The sequence below is a fragment of the Flavobacterium soli DSM 19725 genome (genome assembly GCF_000422705.1).
GTDB lineage: Bacteria > Bacteroidota > Bacteroidia > Flavobacteriales > Flavobacteriaceae > Flavobacterium > Flavobacterium soli.
In genome coordinates, this window is sequence record NZ_AUGO01000007.1 from 291,134 (window position 1) to 308,631 (window position 17,498).

16 protein-coding genes and 1 pseudogene are annotated in these 17,498 nt (G+C 36.1%); 8 read left to right on the forward strand and 9 right to left on the reverse strand.

The window, feature by feature from the left end; all coding sequences use genetic code 11:
* Positions 1-30: 30 nt before the first annotated feature.
* Both G508_RS0110570 and G508_RS0110575 read right to left on the reverse strand, forming a co-directional pair.
* Complete coding sequence (locus tag G508_RS0110570) at positions 31-1,050, reverse strand: hypothetical protein (RefSeq protein ID WP_026705287.1); 1,020 nt, start codon at positions 1,048-1,050, stop codon at positions 31-33.
* Between the two features lie 59 nt (positions 1,051-1,109).
* Entirely contained in the window at positions 1,110-1,844 is a 735-nt protein-coding gene (locus G508_RS0110575) for a class I SAM-dependent methyltransferase (RefSeq protein ID WP_026705288.1), read from the reverse strand.
* A gap of 195 nt (positions 1,845-2,039) precedes the next feature.
* Between G508_RS0110575 and G508_RS0110580 the strand changes: the two genes are divergently transcribed.
* Complete coding sequence (locus tag G508_RS0110580; RefSeq protein ID WP_026705289.1) at positions 2,040-2,855, forward strand: 2,3,4,5-tetrahydropyridine-2,6-dicarboxylate N-succinyltransferase; 816 nt, start codon at positions 2,040-2,042, stop codon at positions 2,853-2,855.
* 108 nt (positions 2,856-2,963) lie between these two features.
* Entirely contained in the window at positions 2,964-4,019 is a 1,056-nt protein-coding gene (locus tag G508_RS0110585) for a glycosyltransferase family 9 protein (protein ID WP_026705290.1), read from the forward strand.
* Here the strand turns inward: G508_RS0110585 and G508_RS0110590 are convergent.
* Positions 4,016-4,840 carry a glycosyltransferase family 2 protein gene (locus G508_RS0110590; RefSeq protein ID WP_035694531.1) on the reverse strand — a complete coding sequence of 275 codons (825 nt, stop codon included), beginning with the start codon at positions 4,838-4,840 and terminating at the stop codon, positions 4,016-4,018. The genes G508_RS0110585 and G508_RS0110590 overlap by 4 nt on opposite strands.
* A 68-nt stretch (positions 4,841-4,908) precedes the next feature.
* Between G508_RS0110590 and G508_RS0110595 the strand changes: the two genes are divergently transcribed.
* Positions 4,909-5,679 (forward strand): glycosyltransferase family 2 protein, encoded by a 771-nt coding sequence (locus G508_RS0110595; RefSeq protein WP_026705292.1) that lies wholly within the window; start codon positions 4,909-4,911, stop codon positions 5,677-5,679.
* A gap of 23 nt (positions 5,680-5,702) precedes the next feature.
* Entirely contained in the window at positions 5,703-6,554 is an 852-nt protein-coding gene (locus G508_RS0110600; protein WP_026705293.1) for a glycosyltransferase, read from the forward strand.
* Position 6,555: 1 nt separating this feature from the next.
* Here G508_RS0110600 and G508_RS0110605 read toward each other — a convergent pair whose 3' ends face one another.
* Positions 6,556-7,509 carry a hypothetical protein gene (locus tag G508_RS0110605; protein WP_026705294.1) on the reverse strand — a complete coding sequence of 318 codons (954 nt, stop codon included), beginning with the start codon at positions 7,507-7,509 and terminating at the stop codon, positions 6,556-6,558.
* Entirely contained in the window at positions 7,499-8,611 is a 1,113-nt protein-coding gene (locus G508_RS0110610) for a glycosyltransferase family 4 protein (protein WP_026705295.1), read from the reverse strand. The genes G508_RS0110605 and G508_RS0110610 overlap by 11 nt, the downstream gene beginning before the upstream one ends.
* A 39-nt stretch (positions 8,612-8,650) precedes the next feature.
* Here G508_RS0110610 and G508_RS0110615 point away from each other — a divergent pair, with 39 nt between their 5' ends.
* The 3 genes from G508_RS0110615 (at position 8,651) to G508_RS0110630 (ending at position 11,882) form a co-directional block, all read left to right on the forward strand.
* Positions 8,651-9,220 (forward strand): L-threonylcarbamoyladenylate synthase, encoded by a 570-nt coding sequence (locus G508_RS0110615; RefSeq protein WP_026705296.1) that lies wholly within the window; start codon positions 8,651-8,653, stop codon positions 9,218-9,220.
* 61 nt (positions 9,221-9,281) lie between these two features.
* Positions 9,282-10,703, forward strand: a complete 1,422-nt coding sequence (locus G508_RS0110620) for a CCA tRNA nucleotidyltransferase (RefSeq protein WP_026705297.1) — start codon at positions 9,282-9,284, stop codon at positions 10,701-10,703.
* Positions 10,704-10,859: 156 nt separating this feature from the next.
* A complete protein-coding gene (locus tag G508_RS0110630; protein WP_026705298.1) occupies positions 10,860-11,882 on the forward strand; it encodes a COX15/CtaA family protein in 1,023 nt (340 codons plus the stop codon).
* Positions 11,883-12,140: 258 nt separating this feature from the next.
* On the opposite strand, the pseudogene G508_RS18875 reads toward G508_RS0110630, so the two are convergent.
* A pseudogene (locus tag G508_RS18875) lies at positions 12,141-13,871 on the reverse strand (DUF6029 family protein).
* Entirely contained in the window at positions 13,871-14,347 is a 477-nt protein-coding gene (locus G508_RS0110645; RefSeq protein ID WP_026705299.1) for a TlpA family protein disulfide reductase, read from the reverse strand. Before G508_RS0110645 ends, G508_RS18875 begins: the two are co-directional and overlap by 1 nt.
* A gap of 16 nt (positions 14,348-14,363) precedes the next feature.
* Here G508_RS0110645 and G508_RS0110650 point away from each other — a divergent pair, with 16 nt between their 5' ends.
* Positions 14,364-15,254 carry an Omp28-related outer membrane protein gene (locus tag G508_RS0110650; RefSeq protein ID WP_026705300.1) on the forward strand — a complete coding sequence of 297 codons (891 nt, stop codon included), beginning with the start codon at positions 14,364-14,366 and terminating at the stop codon, positions 15,252-15,254.
* Positions 15,255-15,376: 122 nt separating this feature from the next.
* Here the strand turns inward: G508_RS0110650 and G508_RS0110655 are convergent, their stop codons facing one another.
* A complete protein-coding gene (locus G508_RS0110655) occupies positions 15,377-16,435 on the reverse strand; it encodes a nucleoid-associated protein (protein WP_026705301.1) in 1,059 nt (352 codons plus the stop codon).
* Between the two features lie 119 nt (positions 16,436-16,554).
* Complete coding sequence (locus G508_RS0110660; protein ID WP_026705302.1) at positions 16,555-17,094, reverse strand: IS1096 element passenger TnpR family protein; 540 nt, start codon at positions 17,092-17,094, stop codon at positions 16,555-16,557.
* Positions 17,095-17,498: the final 404 nt, after the last annotated feature.

A 17,498-nucleotide genomic window follows, 5' to 3' on the forward strand; every position in this document is an offset into this window, starting at 1 on the left:
CCCTCTTTTTGATCTTTGGTTTACGGATTACTATTTCATACTTGTTTGTGTAACGGTTGCTCCGGTAATGTGATCGATCATGATCTCGACGGTCTCCAAATTATGGGAAGTAACTATTCCTCCAATTATACCAAACATTATGCTTGCTGCAACAATAGCAGCACCATCGCCTGCTACTCGTACTCTTCCTGTATAAAAGTAATCGTCTTCCCTTTTGATCAATTTATAAAACCCGTATTCGGTAGCGATGTAGGGCACTCCGTTTTCTACAAAAGCATACATCCTATCGCTACCAATGGAACTATATTTCCCATTATGATCTAAAAACTTCACGCCCCTTACGTCTCCTTTTTTATTTCTTTCAACCTTGAAATCGGTGTAATTTGGTATCTGATCCTTGAATCCAAAATAGCCTACATAGATACCGTCCGTTAATTTTTCGGCAGCATATAAGGGGATCGCTTGCTTTTCTATCTTATCCATATTGACAATCTGCTCAACTGTAAAGGTACGATCCGGACTAGCCTTGGAAGACATTGCTTTTCCCATAAAATCATTGATGATCCTGCTGGCGTTTTTATAATTCTTCTGGGTTACATCCATCGCATTGACCGTTTCTATCAGGTCCGTACTGTTCACTTCACTGTAGGTTTGTCCTTTCTTGTGATAGGCATTTGCTCTCAGATAGAAATAACCTGTTTCCTTGAACGATTCGGTAATTTCAGCAAACTTCATGTCCCGCAATTGGAGTACCAACGTATCCTGTGGTGTAGCATCAGCATTGGCTTTCAATAAATGGAAAATACTGTCGAGTTGTACCGCAATTGGAATTTTCGGCTGCACTAAAGCCCTTTTATTGAACGCCCCTTTTTGTACGATGCCATAATTTGCAGTATCTTTTCTGGAGTCGATAATTTGCAAATGCGAAAAGTTGCTTTGTGTTGTATAGTCTGGTTTTACAATATTAAAATCTTCCGTTTTCTTGATTTGTCCGTTTGCAAATTGCAAGGCAAACAAAGCCAATGCTACAATTTGTATTTTCTTACACATAATTTTTTTTTATAGGCTGCAAAAATACCATTAAAATAAAGTCATACCGAGTTTCAACATTATTTTAATTTCCCCACCCGTAGCAACATGGGGAACGTTACCTTTTTATCACCGTTTTTCCAGGATTGTTCCAATTCTTCTCGGATAAGGTCTATCGGGTTTAGGTTGTGATGGGCCTTGTAATGCTCCACTGCCGACCAAGTTTCGAGATAGCCAACGAGCTGATCGAAATTCCATTTAAATTGGTTTAGAAAAGGCTCTGCTTCTATTTCTTCAAAGGGAAAGGGAATTGTTTTATAATTTTCGTCCAAGTATTTCCGTTCAGAATCCCAAAAAGGTCCTACAATAGTGTGATAGAAATCGAGCAGGATCTTATCCGAATGTGAATTTGTTGAAAACAGTCCATAGCCTAGAATGGCAATAATGCCGTTTGGTTTCAGAATCCGATAGACTTCTGCATAAAAGGTATTGAAATCAAACCAATGGACAGCCTGAGCCACAGTAATCAAATCGAATTGATGGTCGTGGAAGTCAGTCGCCTCAGCCGATTGATTCTTATAAATGACATTGATAATTTTTGGAGCATGCAACAGCTGATTCTCGCTGATATCAGTGGCATAAACCATATGAAAATGCTTGGAAAGAGCAAGGGCTACTTGTCCGTTTCCTGTTGACACATCGAGTGCTGTGTCTTTATTCTTTACAAACGAAAGTACATGATCAATCAATTCCTGCGGATAATGGGGTCGGAATTTTGAATACTGTGGAGCTTGATTGGAAAAATTATCTTTCATAGTTTGCCTTTTGACTTTTGCCTTTTAACTTTTGCCTCTTGCCTTTTGCCTTTTGCCTGTCACTTGTTTCTAAAAAGAACACCCTAAGTTACATTTTTTCGACGACTTGAATTCACAAAAAACCTTAATTTATTGATGGATTTGGCGTTTTAACTATTGGCAAAACCATTATCTTTGCCGGAAAATCAAATCAAAATGAAGACATTACAAACCATAATTGAGCAGGCTTGGGAGAACAGAGCTTTGCTACAGGAAGAAACTACAACTAACGCTATTAGAGAGGTAATTGACCTTTTGGATGCTGGAACTTTGCGTGTTGCCGAGCCTACAACTGATGGATGGCAAGTAAACGAATGGGTAAAGAAAGCGGTTGTCATGTATTTTCCGATTCAGAAAATGGAAACTTGGGAAGCTGGTATTTTTGAATACCACGACAAGATGCTTTTGAAACGTGACTATGCCGAGAAAGGAATTCGTGTGGTTCCGCCAGCTGTGGCACGATATGGGGCTTATATCTCGAAAGGGGTGATCTTGATGCCAAGCTATGTGAATATTGGTGCGTTTGTAGATGAGGGAACGATGGTGGATACTTGGGCAACGGTTGGTAGCTGTGCTCAAATTGGTAAGAACGTGCATTTGAGTGGTGGTGTAGGAATTGGTGGTGTGCTAGAACCTTTACAGGCAGCTCCTGTGATCATCGAGGATGGTGCTTTTATAGGATCGAGATGTATTGTGGTGGAAGGCGTTCGTGTGGAAACGGAAGCTGTTCTTGGTGCAAATGTTTGCTTGACCGCTTCTACCAAAATTATTGATGTTACGGGTGACGAACCTATTGAATATAAAGGAGTTGTTCCAGCTCGCTCAGTAGTGATCCCGGGAAGTTATACCAAGAAATTTGCTGCTGGAGATTTCCAAGTGCCATGTGCCTTGATCATCGGGAAACGCAAGCCTTCGACTGACTTGAAGACGAGCTTGAATGATGCGCTACGCGAGTATGATGTAGCGGTTTAATTCGGTGATCAGTATTTAGTGATCAGTATTCAGTGGTCAGTAAAATATAGAGGGTAGAATTTAGAAGTTTCCAATCTAAAATCTAAAATCTAAAATCTAAAATCTAAAATGAAAGTATTAGTAATTCAGCAGAAAATGATTGGCGATGTCTTGGCCACTAGCATCGTATGCAATAATTTGAAGCTGATTTATCCTGGTGCTCAAGTGGATTATCTGATCTATCCGTTTACAAAACCTGTAGTGGAACATAATCCTAATATTGACAACATCATCCTTTTTAAAGATGAATATAGAAAAAGCAAAAAAGCTTTTTTGAAGTTTTTAGTGGGCATCCGAAAAGCCAAATATGATATTGTGATTGATGCTTATGGCAAGCTCGAAAGCAATTTGGTAGTGGGGATTTCGGGTGCTTCGACTAAAATTGGGTTTCATAAATCGTATACTAATTTTATCTATACCAAAACGGTTAGGGAGATTCCGCAACCGTTAACCAATGCAGGAACAGCCTTGGAGAACAGGTTGAACTTGTTGAGCTCGCTGAACAATAATGTCTCACTTGACATCAAGCCCCATATCTTCCTGACGGAAAAAGAAATCCAGAACGGAAAGCAAATTCTGGAGCAAAACGATCTCGATTTCTCGAAAAAAATAGTCATGATTGGCGTTCTAGGAAGCGGAAACAGCAAGACTTATCCTTTTCCTTATATGGCGAAAGTATTGGATTTTATTGTTGAAAAAACAGGAGCTACTTTGCTTTTCAATTATATGCCTTCGCAGAAAAAGGAAGCAAATGAGATCTTTAATTTGTGTAAACCCGAAACACAGCAGCACATCAAGATTGAAGTGGTTCCGGGAAGTATCAGGGAATTTCTATCGATTACTTATCACTGTAATGCCTTGATTGGCAATGAAGGTGGTGCCGTGAACATGGCGAAAGCACTTGACATTCCTACGTTTACGATTTTTTCGACTTGGATCAAGAAAGAAGCCTGGAATTCATTTGAAGACGGAACAACGAATGTTTCGGTTCACCTGAAAGATTTCAAGCCAGCACTATATGGAGCGAAATCTCCGAAGGAAATGAAAAAGGATGCCTTGAAATTATATGAGGCATTCACCCCCGATTTAATCTTGCCAAGTCTTGAAAGCTATTTGAACAACTAAGCTGGCTTTTCTCCCTTTATGATACCATAAGGTGTCCACACGATCTTATTGTCTCTCACATCTTTTCTAATCGCCAAATTTGCCGCTAAAGATTCTGGAGTTTTATAACCTCTTGCATGATCGAGGTGCAAACAGATGGCCTTGTGACGGATTTGAAGTCCCTTGACACCATAATTTTCAAGGCGTTCGCCAAATTCTCGATCCGGACCACCATATTTCATTCGTTCATCATAACCATTTATCGCAATCATATCATCACGAAACCCCGATGAATTACAATTGTTGAAAGAAGGTGTTGTTGGGGTTACTGTGTCCAAAATAGTAGCCAAAACACCATCAGTAGATAATTTTAATGTTTGGGAAAAACCGAGTTTGTCTTGACTTTTCAACCACTTTACATCAAAGCATCTTTCTTCTAAAATATCTTCTTTTGTGATGGCCTCGCTTGTTTTCATGCTCAATTTGCAGTATCCTCCCGAAAGGAATCGACCTTTTTGAGCATATTTTGCATGAACTTCAACAAAATCCTTTCTTGGAATACAGTCCCCATCGGTCATTAGAATATATTCATGGACCGCCTCGATAATGGCAACATTTAGAATTTCTTGGCGTCTGTAACCCAAATCTTCATGCCACAAATGACGTACAGGAACAGGATAATTTTGAGCATAACTATCTATTAATGCTTTAGTTGAAGGCCTGGAACCATCATCTGCAATAATAAGCTCGAAGTCCTTATAGGTTTGATTGCTATATCCAATCAGGACCTTCTCTAACCAGGCTTCGGCATTGTATGTACTTACTATTACAGAAATTTTCATATTTTTTTTCAATTATTTCATTGCAAAAATAGTAAATAATTTATATTTGTTGAATATTATACTTTTTGATGGAACTAAGCCCAAACAAGAATATCTCTGTATTAATCATAACGTTGAATGAAGAAGCTCACATGTATGAGCTGCTGAGCGATTTAGATTTTGCCGACGAAGTGATTGTGGTGGATTCCTACAGTACAGACAAAACCAAAGAAATTTGTCTTTCGTTTCCAAACGTAAAATTTTTGGAACACAAATTCGAAAACTATACTTCCCAACGAAATTTTGCAATCGATCAGGCCAAACACAATTGGGTCCTTTTTATTGATGCTGATGAACGATTGACACCCGATTTAAAGAAGGAAATCATTCAAACGATCAATAGCGATACCGATGTGAGTGCGTTTCTTTTTTACAGAAAATTTTTCTTCAAAAGAAAGGTGCTTCATTTTAGCGGATGGCAAACCGATCGTATTTTTAGATTGTTTAAAAAGGACAAATCACGCTATACGTATAAACGACTGGTACACGAAAAACTGGATGTTGAAGGCAAGATTGGTTTCCTGAAACACAAGCTTATTCATTATTCCTACAGCGATTATCAATCCTACAAGAATAAAATGGTTACCTATGGCAGATTAAAGGCTAGAGAAAAGTTTTTGAGTGGTTTCAAGCCAACCTTGGTCTATGAATATGGTCACCCGATTTATAATTTCCTATACCAATATTTAATTCGCTTAGGGATTTTAGATGGTAAAAAAGGAATTATCATTTGCTATTTGAATGCTTTGAGTGTAAAGGTTCGCTATCAAGAGCTGAACAAGCTTTACAATAAAAAATAGTCTACCTAAATCTCCCCTACAAGATGTTTGAGCATTTACTGATTACACGATTCAACTTAAAAAATCCTGATTGGGACCTCACCAAGAACAAGGAAAATCTATTGGATGATTCCTGGATGAACGAACGTATTGAGTTGTTCAAGAATTATTGTTTCCCATCGGTAATTAATCAATCGAACAACAATTTTAAGTGGTTGCTTTATTTTGATAGTTCGACTGGCGAAAAATTTAAAATACAAATTGAAACGTTGGTTAAAGATCACGAAAACATTCAAATCTTCTATATCAATGGAATGCCCGAGTTTAACAACAGCATTCTGAGTTATATAAAAAGTCATGCGAGTTCAAAACCCTATTTGATTACTTCCCGAATTGATAATGACGACAGCATCAGTAAATATTTTATTGAGGAGGTTCAAAAGCAATTCAACAAACAAGAGTTTTTAGCAATTGATTTTATTGAAGGTTACACCTTGCAGGTAGAGCCAGAAGTAATTTTGGGAAAGAAAGAACATATTTTCAATCCGTTTATCAGTTTGATTGAAAAGAACCAAGATCCGAAAACCGTTTGGCACTACAGCCATACTCAATGGAAAAAAGAGCCTAGAGTCCTTCAAATTTCAGGCAAAAGAATCTGGATGTCGGTCATTCATCAAAAGAACAAAGTCAATGAATTTGATGGTTATGGCAACATCAATTGGAATTCCATCAACAAAGAATTTATACTCTCTGAAGCCATCAATACCAAAATCACCCAGAACATCATTCCTTTTAAAAACTGGTGGTTTAGGAGCTTGAGAAATTACCTCTATGTAAATATGGTTTTGTTTAGCAAAAAATTCAAAAAAGCGATCGGGGTTTATAAAGTGAAATAATTTACGGTTTTAAAATCGTATTCAGCCAATTTTGAACGGTATATTTTTCATAAATTCCCTTTGGAACAGGTTGATATTCAGAAGTGAAAAATGAATCTGGAATATCAATCTTCTCTCGATTTTCAATCACATGAATGTTGTTCGGATTATAAAAATCATAATTTTTAATATCGCTGTTTGTCGTAATCAGTTTCTTTTGATAACCAATTGCTTCAAAAACCCTAAAAGTGAGCCCATCCTGAACACCATATTTGTGAATATCTACAATAATGTTTGACTTTTTGATTTCATTTACAACTGCTTCATTGTTCATCCTTTTGGTAAAAAATGTAATGAGACCATCATTGGAATCTTCCTTATCCATTACAAAAAACTTATAGCTGACGTTTTTTTGTTTTAGAAATTCTGCCACATTTCGCAAGGTTTTTAGCCTGTAATCCTTTGACATTACTGAAAAAGCATCATATTCAGTTACATCAACAACTTTAGGTTTTTCGAAGTAAATAAAATTTGGTAAAAACAATAAGTCATAATCTGCAACATCCTTTTTTTCATAGGAATATACCTTGTCAAAAAAATGAATTACCTCACTTTTTCGCTTGATATTATTGATCGAATCATGGTAATAGGCGACAAAAAAATGGGTAGAATCCTTAAGTTGCTTTAATTGGGAATCAAATAATAAATCAGGCCGAGCGACTAAAGTGATATCGTAGGATTTGCTTTTCACTTCTTCCAATAGACATTGGTATTTGTAAAGGTTTTTAAGTTTTTTACCCTTGCAAACTTTAAAGAAAAAGCAATACAATTTTTCGAAAACATTTTTATATTTATAGCTTATAGTTGCCATATTATAAAAATCAACCTCGGTATATCGGGTTTTCAATTCCTCCAACACGCTGGTATAATAACCACTCATGTCGAAGGTGATGAATAGGACTTTTTTATTTTCCATGTGGTGTCAGTACTTCTTGCAATTCGTCAAACATTTTTCTGGAAATCACTTCTTTGGTTCCCGTTTGAAGCAGGAACTCATAACCGTTCTTGGTGAATCTATCTTGCAATTCTGGATTATGAATGAGCAATTCTACCTTATCGGCAAAATCAACAGGATTTCCAACCTCGGCTAAGAGTCCGGTTTCATTGTCTAGTACAACAGTTGGGATTCCGCCAGCATTTGCAGCGACAACGGGAACATTACAGGCATAACTTTCCAGCAAAACACCTCCAGTTGGTTCGTTATTGGAAGTAAACATAAACAAATCAAACTCAGGCAAACATTGTGGAATGTCGGTTCTAAAACCAGCCAGAATCACATGGTCTTGCAATTGATTTTCATCAATCATTTGCTCTATTTCGGCTTTTAGTGGGCCTTCGCCGATGATAATGAATTTGGCTTTCAAGCCACGATCTACCAAAACTTTTGCCGCTTTGATCCATGTTGGAATATCCTTCATTGGAGCAAAAGCCGCGATGTTCCCTATGATTTTATAATCGGGCGGAATATTGAATTCTTTATGCAAAAATCCATTTTTTTCTTTCTTGGTGAATTTATGAATGTCAATCACACTTCCAACAATCGTTAACTTGCTATGATCTTTTACGGCATATTTCAAGACATCGACAACAGGTTGTGAAACACAGATTATCTTTTGAATTCCTTTGTAGTTGTATTTCCATTTTCGCAAGAAATTGCTATCAACACGTTGAATCATGGTTCTGCACAACACTAATTTGGCTTTTAAGCCAAAAAATAAATGCGACAAAACCCCCAAAGTATGAGCCTTGCTACTGTGCATGAAAACAATATCTGCCTTTAATTCATTCGACAACCGACTGAGTTCCTTTGCAAATTTCAAGTCATATTCTGATTTAAAATCATACGAAAGTACCTTCATTCCCTTTTCCAAGGCCACTTTTTTGATGATTGAATCATTACGGCAAACAATCCATTGGTCTTCAACCATATTAAAGTCACGAAACGATTCATACAGATAAATAATCTTTTGTTCGTGGCCACGCCATCCGTCAGCGGCAGTAATTTGAATTAAACGCATAAAAGTGTATTTTTGCAAATATAAAACTATCCCTCATCAATGGACGATATAAATCAAGAAGTTTTCAACGCATTCGAAGTGATAAAAAATGGCGGAATCATCCTCTATCCTACTGATACTGTTTGGGGTATTGGCTGTGATGCCACAAATCCAGAAGCGGTTGCAAAAATATATGCCCTAAAAAAGCGAGCCGAAACACAAAGCATGATTGTTTTGATGAACGGCGAAAAAATGATGTATAACGTTTTTAAAGATATTCCCGAAACTGCTTGGCAGATCATGGATTTATCAGAGAAACCTACCACCCTGATTTTGGATAAGCCCAGAAATGTAGCACCTAATATCATTGCCTCGGACAATACGCTCGGAATCAGAATTGTAAAAGAGCCTTTTTGCTTCAAACTTTTAGAGCGAATGAAAAAGCCTTTAGTTTCGACTTCGGCTAATATTTCGGGCGAACCGACACCAAAAAGTTTCAAAGAAATTAGTCCTGAAATTATAAAAGGCGTTGACTATGTTGTAAATTTGCACCACGATAAAATCGCTGGAAAACCATCGACAATTATAAAATTGACGAATGATTCTCAGGTGAAGATTATCCGGAAATAGTATGCAGTTTTTAGTTTTCAGTTCGCTAGAACTTTTAAACTTTAAACTTTAAACCTTAGTAATGAACTACAAACAGGCTCTACATAATCCAATATTCGAAATTATCTCCAAAGCTGCACAAGAAATTGGCGTGGAAAGCTACGTCATTGGTGGTTTTGTTAGAGATTTTATTCTAGAAAGAGATTCCAAGAAAGACATCGATATTGTAGCTGTTGGAAGCGGAATTGAACTTGCTTTAAAAGTTTCGGAATTGCTTCCGAAAAAACCAAAAGTACAGGTTTTTAAAACCTACGGAACAGCAATGCTTCGCTACAAAGATATTGATATTGAATTTGTTGGAGCCCGAAAAGAATCCTATCATTTCGACAGCAGGAATCCGGTTGTTGAAAATGGAACCTTGGAAGACGATCAAAATCGTCGTGACTTTACCATCAATGCATTGGCTTTTTCGTTGAACAAGGAAAACTTTGGAACACTCGTTGACCCATTTAATGGCTTCGAAGATTTAAAAAATAAAATCATCAAAACCCCTTTGGATCCAGATATTACTTTCTCTGACGATCCTTTGAGAATGATGAGAGGCATTCGATTTGCCACTCAATTGAACTTTGATATCGAAGAAAAATCATTAGCATCTATCACGAAAAATGCCGAAAGAATCAAAATTATTTCTGGCGAAAGAATCGTGGAGGAATTGAATAAGATTCTTTCAACTGATAAACCTTCGGTTGGATTTTTATTGCTTTATAAAACGGGACTTTTAGATATTATCTTGCCTGAATTAACTGCTTTGAATCAGGTGGAAGAAATTGAAGGTCATACGCATAAAAATAATTTTTATCATACGTTAGAAGTTGTGGATAATATTTGTCCGAATACGGATGATGTTTGGCTTCGTTGGGCTGCATTGCTACACGATATTGGAAAAGCTCCTACAAAGCGTTTTAACAAAAAACAAGGCTGGACGTTTCACGGTCATGAATTTTTAGGTGGAAAGATGGTCAAGAAAATCTTCGAACGTTTACACATGCCACTAAACCAAAAGATGAAGTTTGTTCAAAAAATGGTTATCATGAGTTCGCGACCTATCGTGTTGGCTCAAGATACTGTAACAGATTCGGCAGTTCGACGGTTGGTTTTTGATGCTGGCGAAGATGTTGATAATTTGATGACGCTTTGTGAGGCTGACATTACGACTAAAAACCCTTCAAAATTCAAGAAGTACCATAGCAATTTTGATATTGTTCGAAAGAAAATCATTGAAGTAGAAGAACGTGATCATGTTCGTCAATTTCAACCTCCTATTTCGGGAGAAGAAATAATGAAACTTTTTGGTTTGCAGCCAGGTCGGGAAATTGGGGTTTTGAAAGAAGCTGTTAAAGAAGCGATTTTAGAAGGTGAAATTCCAAACGAATATGAAGCAGCTTATGATTTTTTGATGAAAAGAGCAAAGAAATTAGGATTAGCTCCTGTCTCAAAATAAGGATCGTTTTAGGAAAAGATTCTGAAACAAAAATGAATTTTCCCCTAGCCCTGATGGAAGTGGAAATCCTTTTCTTTTTTTTCTTTAGAAAAAGAAAAGATTGGGAACGAACAGCAGGAAAATGGATCACAAATACAAAATAAAGATTCGCTCAAAATGAAAAAAGAAAATAAATCGGTTATTATCTGGTTGTTATCAGGTTGCTTGCTTTTGTTTATTATGGTTGTCGTTGGCGGGATTACGAGGCTAACGAATTCGGGTTTGTCGATGACGGATTGGCATTTGGTTACCGACACATTTCCACCATTGACGGATGAAAAATGGAATGCTGCTTTTGAAGAATACAAGAAATTTCCAGAGTATCAGAAGATTAATATTCACAACGATTTTACGGTTGAAGATTATAAATTCATCTATTTCTGGGAATGGTTCCACCGTTTTATTGGTCGGATTATTGGGATGGTTTTTATCATTCCTTTTGTTTATTTTTTGATTAAGAAAAAACTATCGCCAGAAACCATCAAGAAATGCATAATCCTTTTGATAATGGGTGCTTTCCAAGGATTTTTGGGTTGGTTTATGGTAAAAAGCGGGTTGATTGATCGTCCAGATGTGAGCCATTTTCGACTTTCATTACACTTGACTTTTGCCTTTATCACATTTGCTTATACACTTTGGGTCGCTTTGGATTTGATTTACCCGATTAAGAATGAAGTGAACCTAAAATTAAGAAAATTAGCCCGAATCGCTTTGGTTTTTCTAATTATTCAGATTATTTATGGTGGATTTGTTGCTGGTTTAAATGCCGGATTGATTCACAACCATTGGCCCATGATGAGTGAAGGAAAATTCATGCATGAAACGGTTTTAATTGAGCAACCATCACTTTTATCGAATCTTACTGAAGGGAAAAGTGGTGTCCAATTTGTGCATCGAACAATGGCGTATGTTGTGGTTGGCTTGATTTTATTTTTATATTTTAAAAGCAGGAAATTCACTTTAACTGCTCAACAAAAAATGGGTACAAATGTGTTAGTTGCCTTTGTATTTATCCAATTTCTTTTGGGTGCATTTACACTTTTACTGCAAGTTCCATTATGGTTGGGGCTGGTACATCAGGTCATGGCTTTCTTTCTTTTGAGTGCTATGGTTTATACGTTACATCGCTTTAGCAAATAAATCTTTTTATTGAAGGTAACAACATTCATTGCAAATCGTATATCGACCATTATCCAAGTCGACACTATATTTGTTTTAGAAAAAGGTCAGATTGTTGATAAAAGAACACATGCTGAATTGGCTTCCCCGAAAAGGATCATACTTTGCTATGTGGCGTCAACGAATAGGAGAACGAAAAGAAATTATGAAAAGTATTCTTTTTTATAAAAAAACCGATAAGCTCAAAAGCTTATCGGTTTTTGAATTTAAATTTTATTTTTAGAACGATGTATTTACTGACAAAGAAAGTCCTGTGCTTTCAGGAACCATTCTACAAACTCCTCCCACACAAACTAGCCCACCACGTTGTCTTCCATAATTTATTCCAATTCTCGAAGCACCTTTCCTGTAAGAGCCACCAACATTGTAATAATTGTGACGCAATTCTGGATTATCATTTCCATAATTATAGATATTCCAAACATAACATGAAAATCTGGAATTAATATTGAACTCTAAAGTTGCACCAGCCCAATTTTTTTTATCGGCATCAGCCCACATGTGTTCACCTAAAAATCGTAAAGACCTTGTATTAGTGAAAGAATATGTAGCTTCTGCAGAAAAAATATTAGTTTTCACTAAACTTCCCCCCTCAATAAATCGTTTATTATAATACTGATTAATGTAAACGAAACCTGTATGCCATTTATCAGATATTTTTTTGAAAACCTCAATATTGTAGTCTGAAAAATATTTATCGCTTGAGCCTAGAAAATCTGTTTCATAGTCTGGCTCAGGATCAAAATAAGTAAACTTACCTTTCAAATTATACCAACTTGCAAGATTGACACCTACTTTGGTTCCGTATTTTCCACCAAGAATAGTCCCTTTTTTGAAATTATAAAAAACATCGATCTGGCCTCCAATTTCTCCTGCTTTTGTAATCGAAGGTGTTGGAAAATCTACTCGGTTTTGTGCCTGATAAACATAAATATTGGCTAGATTACTGTGGTGCTGTTTTGTTAAAGCAGGAACATAATTCATGATCTTGTCATTGAAGCTTAAACTAGTCTGTTCAATTCCATAATATTCTGGAACACGTTCGGTAAAAAAGCCCATATTTTCCATTCTTCGAAAAGTTGCATCAATACCAAGACCCATTTTAGAATAGCCCATATTTAAAAGCAAAGCACTACCAGGTTTTACAAATTCATTCGAGATGGTATTGTTTTGCAATATTAAAACGGCATCTTCAGATTTGAAATTGTATTCAGACGAAATGTAGAATGCGTCATGGCTAAAATTGAATCTACCAGCAAAACTGTTGGTTAATTCATCAAATTTTGGATCTTCGAAATTAAAATCAGCTGGATTTATTTTTTCATCACGACCTACATAACTAAAACCAAATGATAAACTTGAGGTTTCAAAGCTAAACCAGCTATCCACATTAATTTCTGAATTGAAACCGTAAATTTTTGAATCCGAAACATCAAAACCAGAACGTTGCTGTCCCTAAAGCGCCGTAAAATTCAAATAATCAGTTGGACGGAAATTTATTTTTCCTCCACGGATTGCATTGTTAATACCCAAAGCTCTGTCTTCCCAACTCCTTAGCAACAATCCGCTTCCGAATTGTTCATAAAAATAACCTGCTGTGATATCCAACATTTCATTTTTATAGTTTAGAAAATAGGTTCCAATGTTTGTCTCGTTATATTTAGGATTATAATTCAACAAAGCATTCGATTCATAGGCCTCAACTTGAACTCCAGCAGTCCAGTTTTTGTAATTATAATTTACAAATAAGTAACTATTTGAACGAACTGGATCTTCAGGATGAACTGTTCCCATTTTTTTATCGTTGAGGTACCACTGAGCATTGGATTCAAAACCTCCAAAAACTTTACCGTAATCTTTTTTTTCCTCCACTTCTGCTTTTGGCTCCTCTTGAGAAAATACAAATATTGTTGAAAGTAAGCAAAACCCAAAAATAATTTTTTTCATCATTACAATGTTTTTAGGATAGTGAATAATTCTTTTTCACTTCCTTGCATATAACCACTTTGAATGTGAACAATTATGCCGTTCTTAACAACAATTGTATAAGGAATATCTACAATAGCAAGTGATCTTTTAAAATCCTGATTAGAATCTAAAATAACGCTAAAAGGCCAGTTTTTACCATTTACTAATGGTTTTACACGTTTTTGAGTTCTTGCGTCATCTGTAGAAACCGCAATTAATTCAACATTTAGCTCTTTTGTCCAATTGTCATATTCTTCACTTATTGCTTCAAGTTCATTTAAACAAGGTCCGCACCAGGTTGCCCAAAACGAGAAAACATATAGTTTATCAGTTTCTGCATAATCTGTCTTGATATTTATTGCCTTGTTGTCTAATCCTTTCAAGGTCAGGTTAGGAAGCTCTTTTTGAGCATTTGCTACCGAAATAACAAATAATAATAGAATGGTTAGTTGTTTCATAGTATAATAGTTTGAGGTGCAAATAAACAAAAAAAAAATAATTATACACATTATAAAAAAAATATATTATTATTGCAAAAACGGTGTTTTTACTTCTGCTACAGCAGGATCGTTTGATGTTTCAGCGACTTATTTAGATTTTACTTCAGAGACTGTATCTGTAACCTTTACACCTTCTATCAACTTTACAAAAAGAGTTCTTATCGAAGATTATACTGGTGCTTGGTGTGGATGGTGCCCAAGAGTTTCTTATGCTATAGAATTAGTTCAGGACGAAACTGACAAAGCTGTAGTAGTAGCCCTACACAATGGTAATACAACACCTGGAAATGGTTATGACCCATACAATTTTAATGTTGGTGCCTTAGGCCAATTAATCAATTTATCTGGATATCCAACAGCTAAATTGAACAGAATGACCACATGGGGATCTCCAGAGCCTACAAAAGTAAGCCAAGTTATTGCTTTAACTGAAGGATCGAACCCAAAATTAGGTTTAGCTATTAAATCTACTGTTAGCAATGGAAATATCAATCTTGAAGTGAAAACTAAATTTGGTAAAAACTTTAATACTGCAACTAAATTAGTCGTATATATCTCTGAAAATGGTTTAATTCTTGACCAAGTAAACTATACAGATTATTATGGCGGAGCTGATATCATAACTAATTTCGAACACAATCATGTTTTAAGAGCAGCTTTAACTAATTTATTGGGGGACAGCTTTACAACTACCGAAACAGTTTTTGACAATGTTGTAACCAAAACTTTCAATGTTCCTGTACCTTCAAATATTGAAAATGTGAACAACATAGAATTTGTGGCTTTCGTTGTTGGAGCAGATAACAAAGCAATCAATGTTAGAAAAGCACTTCCAAACGAAGACCAATCTTTCGAAGAATTGTAATAGCTTAACAAAATTATATCTTAGAAATCCCTTTCCTTGTGAAAGGGATTTTTTTTTTGAAAATTAAACCAGAAAAAAACCCCAACTGCAAAACAATTGGGGATTTTTTAATTTTATAACGATTATGACTTCTGCTCCTTATTAAAATAAACCAGATAATAATACATCTGCTTTTCCTCGTCCCATCCTTTTTCTACATATTTCTCAGCACTTTCAGGATTGATAAAGTCAAGTTTGATTTGAATATTAGTATCCAAATTAATCACGTTTTTCATTTTCTTTCTCGCATCCGAAACGGCTGCATTTGCAATCGGGAAATTCGTAATATCTTCAATACTGTATTTCTCTCCCTTATCTACTTTATAATTTTTAAATTCCGGAATCAAATCTGGATTATCCAAAACCTCATTCAAGAAATTCGTTTCCTCAAACTCGTCATTCTTGGCAAAATAATTCACCGAACGGTTCATAAACATTACTTCCTCTTTCTTGTCTTCAGCAGGAAGGACAACATCTTTTGCAAAATCCTGCACAAACTTCAAGTATTTCTTGGTCATGAAGTTTTCATCCTGAAATGCATCAACCGAAAGGAAATGCTCCAACCAATATCTCGCATCATAACGATTACTATCAACCGTCAAGATTTTATAGCCTTCCTCCTTTTTGTAATTAAAAATCAAGCAACCCTTATCCAACTTGTTCAAGTTAATACCTTGTTGCAAGACCATTTCCAAGTGTGTGTCCTTTTCTTCAAACTGCAAGAAATCGGCCTGCAACTCGCTCTTAAAAACTCCAATTGCATCCACAACATTGTTATCAATACTCACATTCGTCAGATAGGCCACATACACTTCACCATTCTTAATATGAGGATGATTCGATTGTTCAAACAAATGCTTCGTGATTTTCTTTGAAACCTCATGAACACTCGAAGGATCAGCAAAAATATCCGAAGCCAATTTAAACATGTCATTATAATCCAAATCCACCTCATGGGCAAACTGGAAATAATTTTCTTCTTTTTCCCTAAACGGCTTAAAAAAGTATTCCTTGATTAACGGCACAATCTCATCTCCCAAAGAAAACGGTTGTTCCGATAAAAAAATAGCCTCGTTTCGGCTCTTGTTCCCTACCCTGTGGATGGAAAGCGACTCAATATGAGTGTTGAATAGATTGATCATTTTTTGATTGTATTAGATAAAAGAACCAAGAAGAAAGATTTAAAAACCTTAACCTCTTGGTTCATTATATATTGTTTATGCAAGTCTTTTTTCTTGCCTCTTTATTCTATTTTCTTACCCTAATTCCAGTTTTCTTCAAACCCATAATCCTCGAAGTTATCGCCACCATCAAGATTATCCAAGTCATCCTCATCAAAATCATCCTCATAGTCGCCATAGATATCATCGGTCATGTCGGCTTCAAAGCTTTTCTCCATTGCTTCATCCGGCATTTCCCCGTGCGAAAACAACAAATCCGGATAACTGACTCCACTTTCAGGTTCTTCAATCGCTGCCAATTCCACCAAAAACGTCCACATATTGATAAAATCATACACATAGATAATCTTCGTATTCTCAGCATCCAAAATATCCGAAAGCGGATAATCGCTCATCACTCTTTGCTCTCCAGGAACATCTCCCGTGTCAAAAAGCGAAATCTCATCCTCCTGGTTCCACGTTTCGTCACACGTATAAAACGACGCCACTTCCATCCCATCAAAACCAAAAGCATTAAAAATTGCATTATGCAAATCCTCCAACGTATCGTCTTCAAGTATTGCAATATCCCGAAAAACATCCTCCTCGGCATCAAGAATAACTCTGAATTTATAAACCATAATCTGTAAATAATATTGAGACGCCAAAGGTAAAATTTATATTCTGTTTTCCCCTAAAAAGTAATCAACAAAATTTATGTATGCATTTTTAGGAGCATCGCTTTTGGCATTTTATGAATCCATGTTCCCGCTGGAGCCACTCGCTTTGCAACAGCTCTTACGGCAGTTGCAAGAGCTCAAACAATGGCACCATCGGGGCTAGACTAACAACTTTAGGAACTTTTTAAACTTTCGGGACTCAGTTTACGTCAAACCAAGACCTAACAGGTTTTATCCCGAAGCTTCGGGACTGTTAGGTCTCCAAAATAAACCCTCCTAAAACACAATCCACATCGACCTAAAACCCAGAACCTACAACCTTAAACCAACCTCTTTTAACTTACAACTTTTTTTCGTAAATTTGC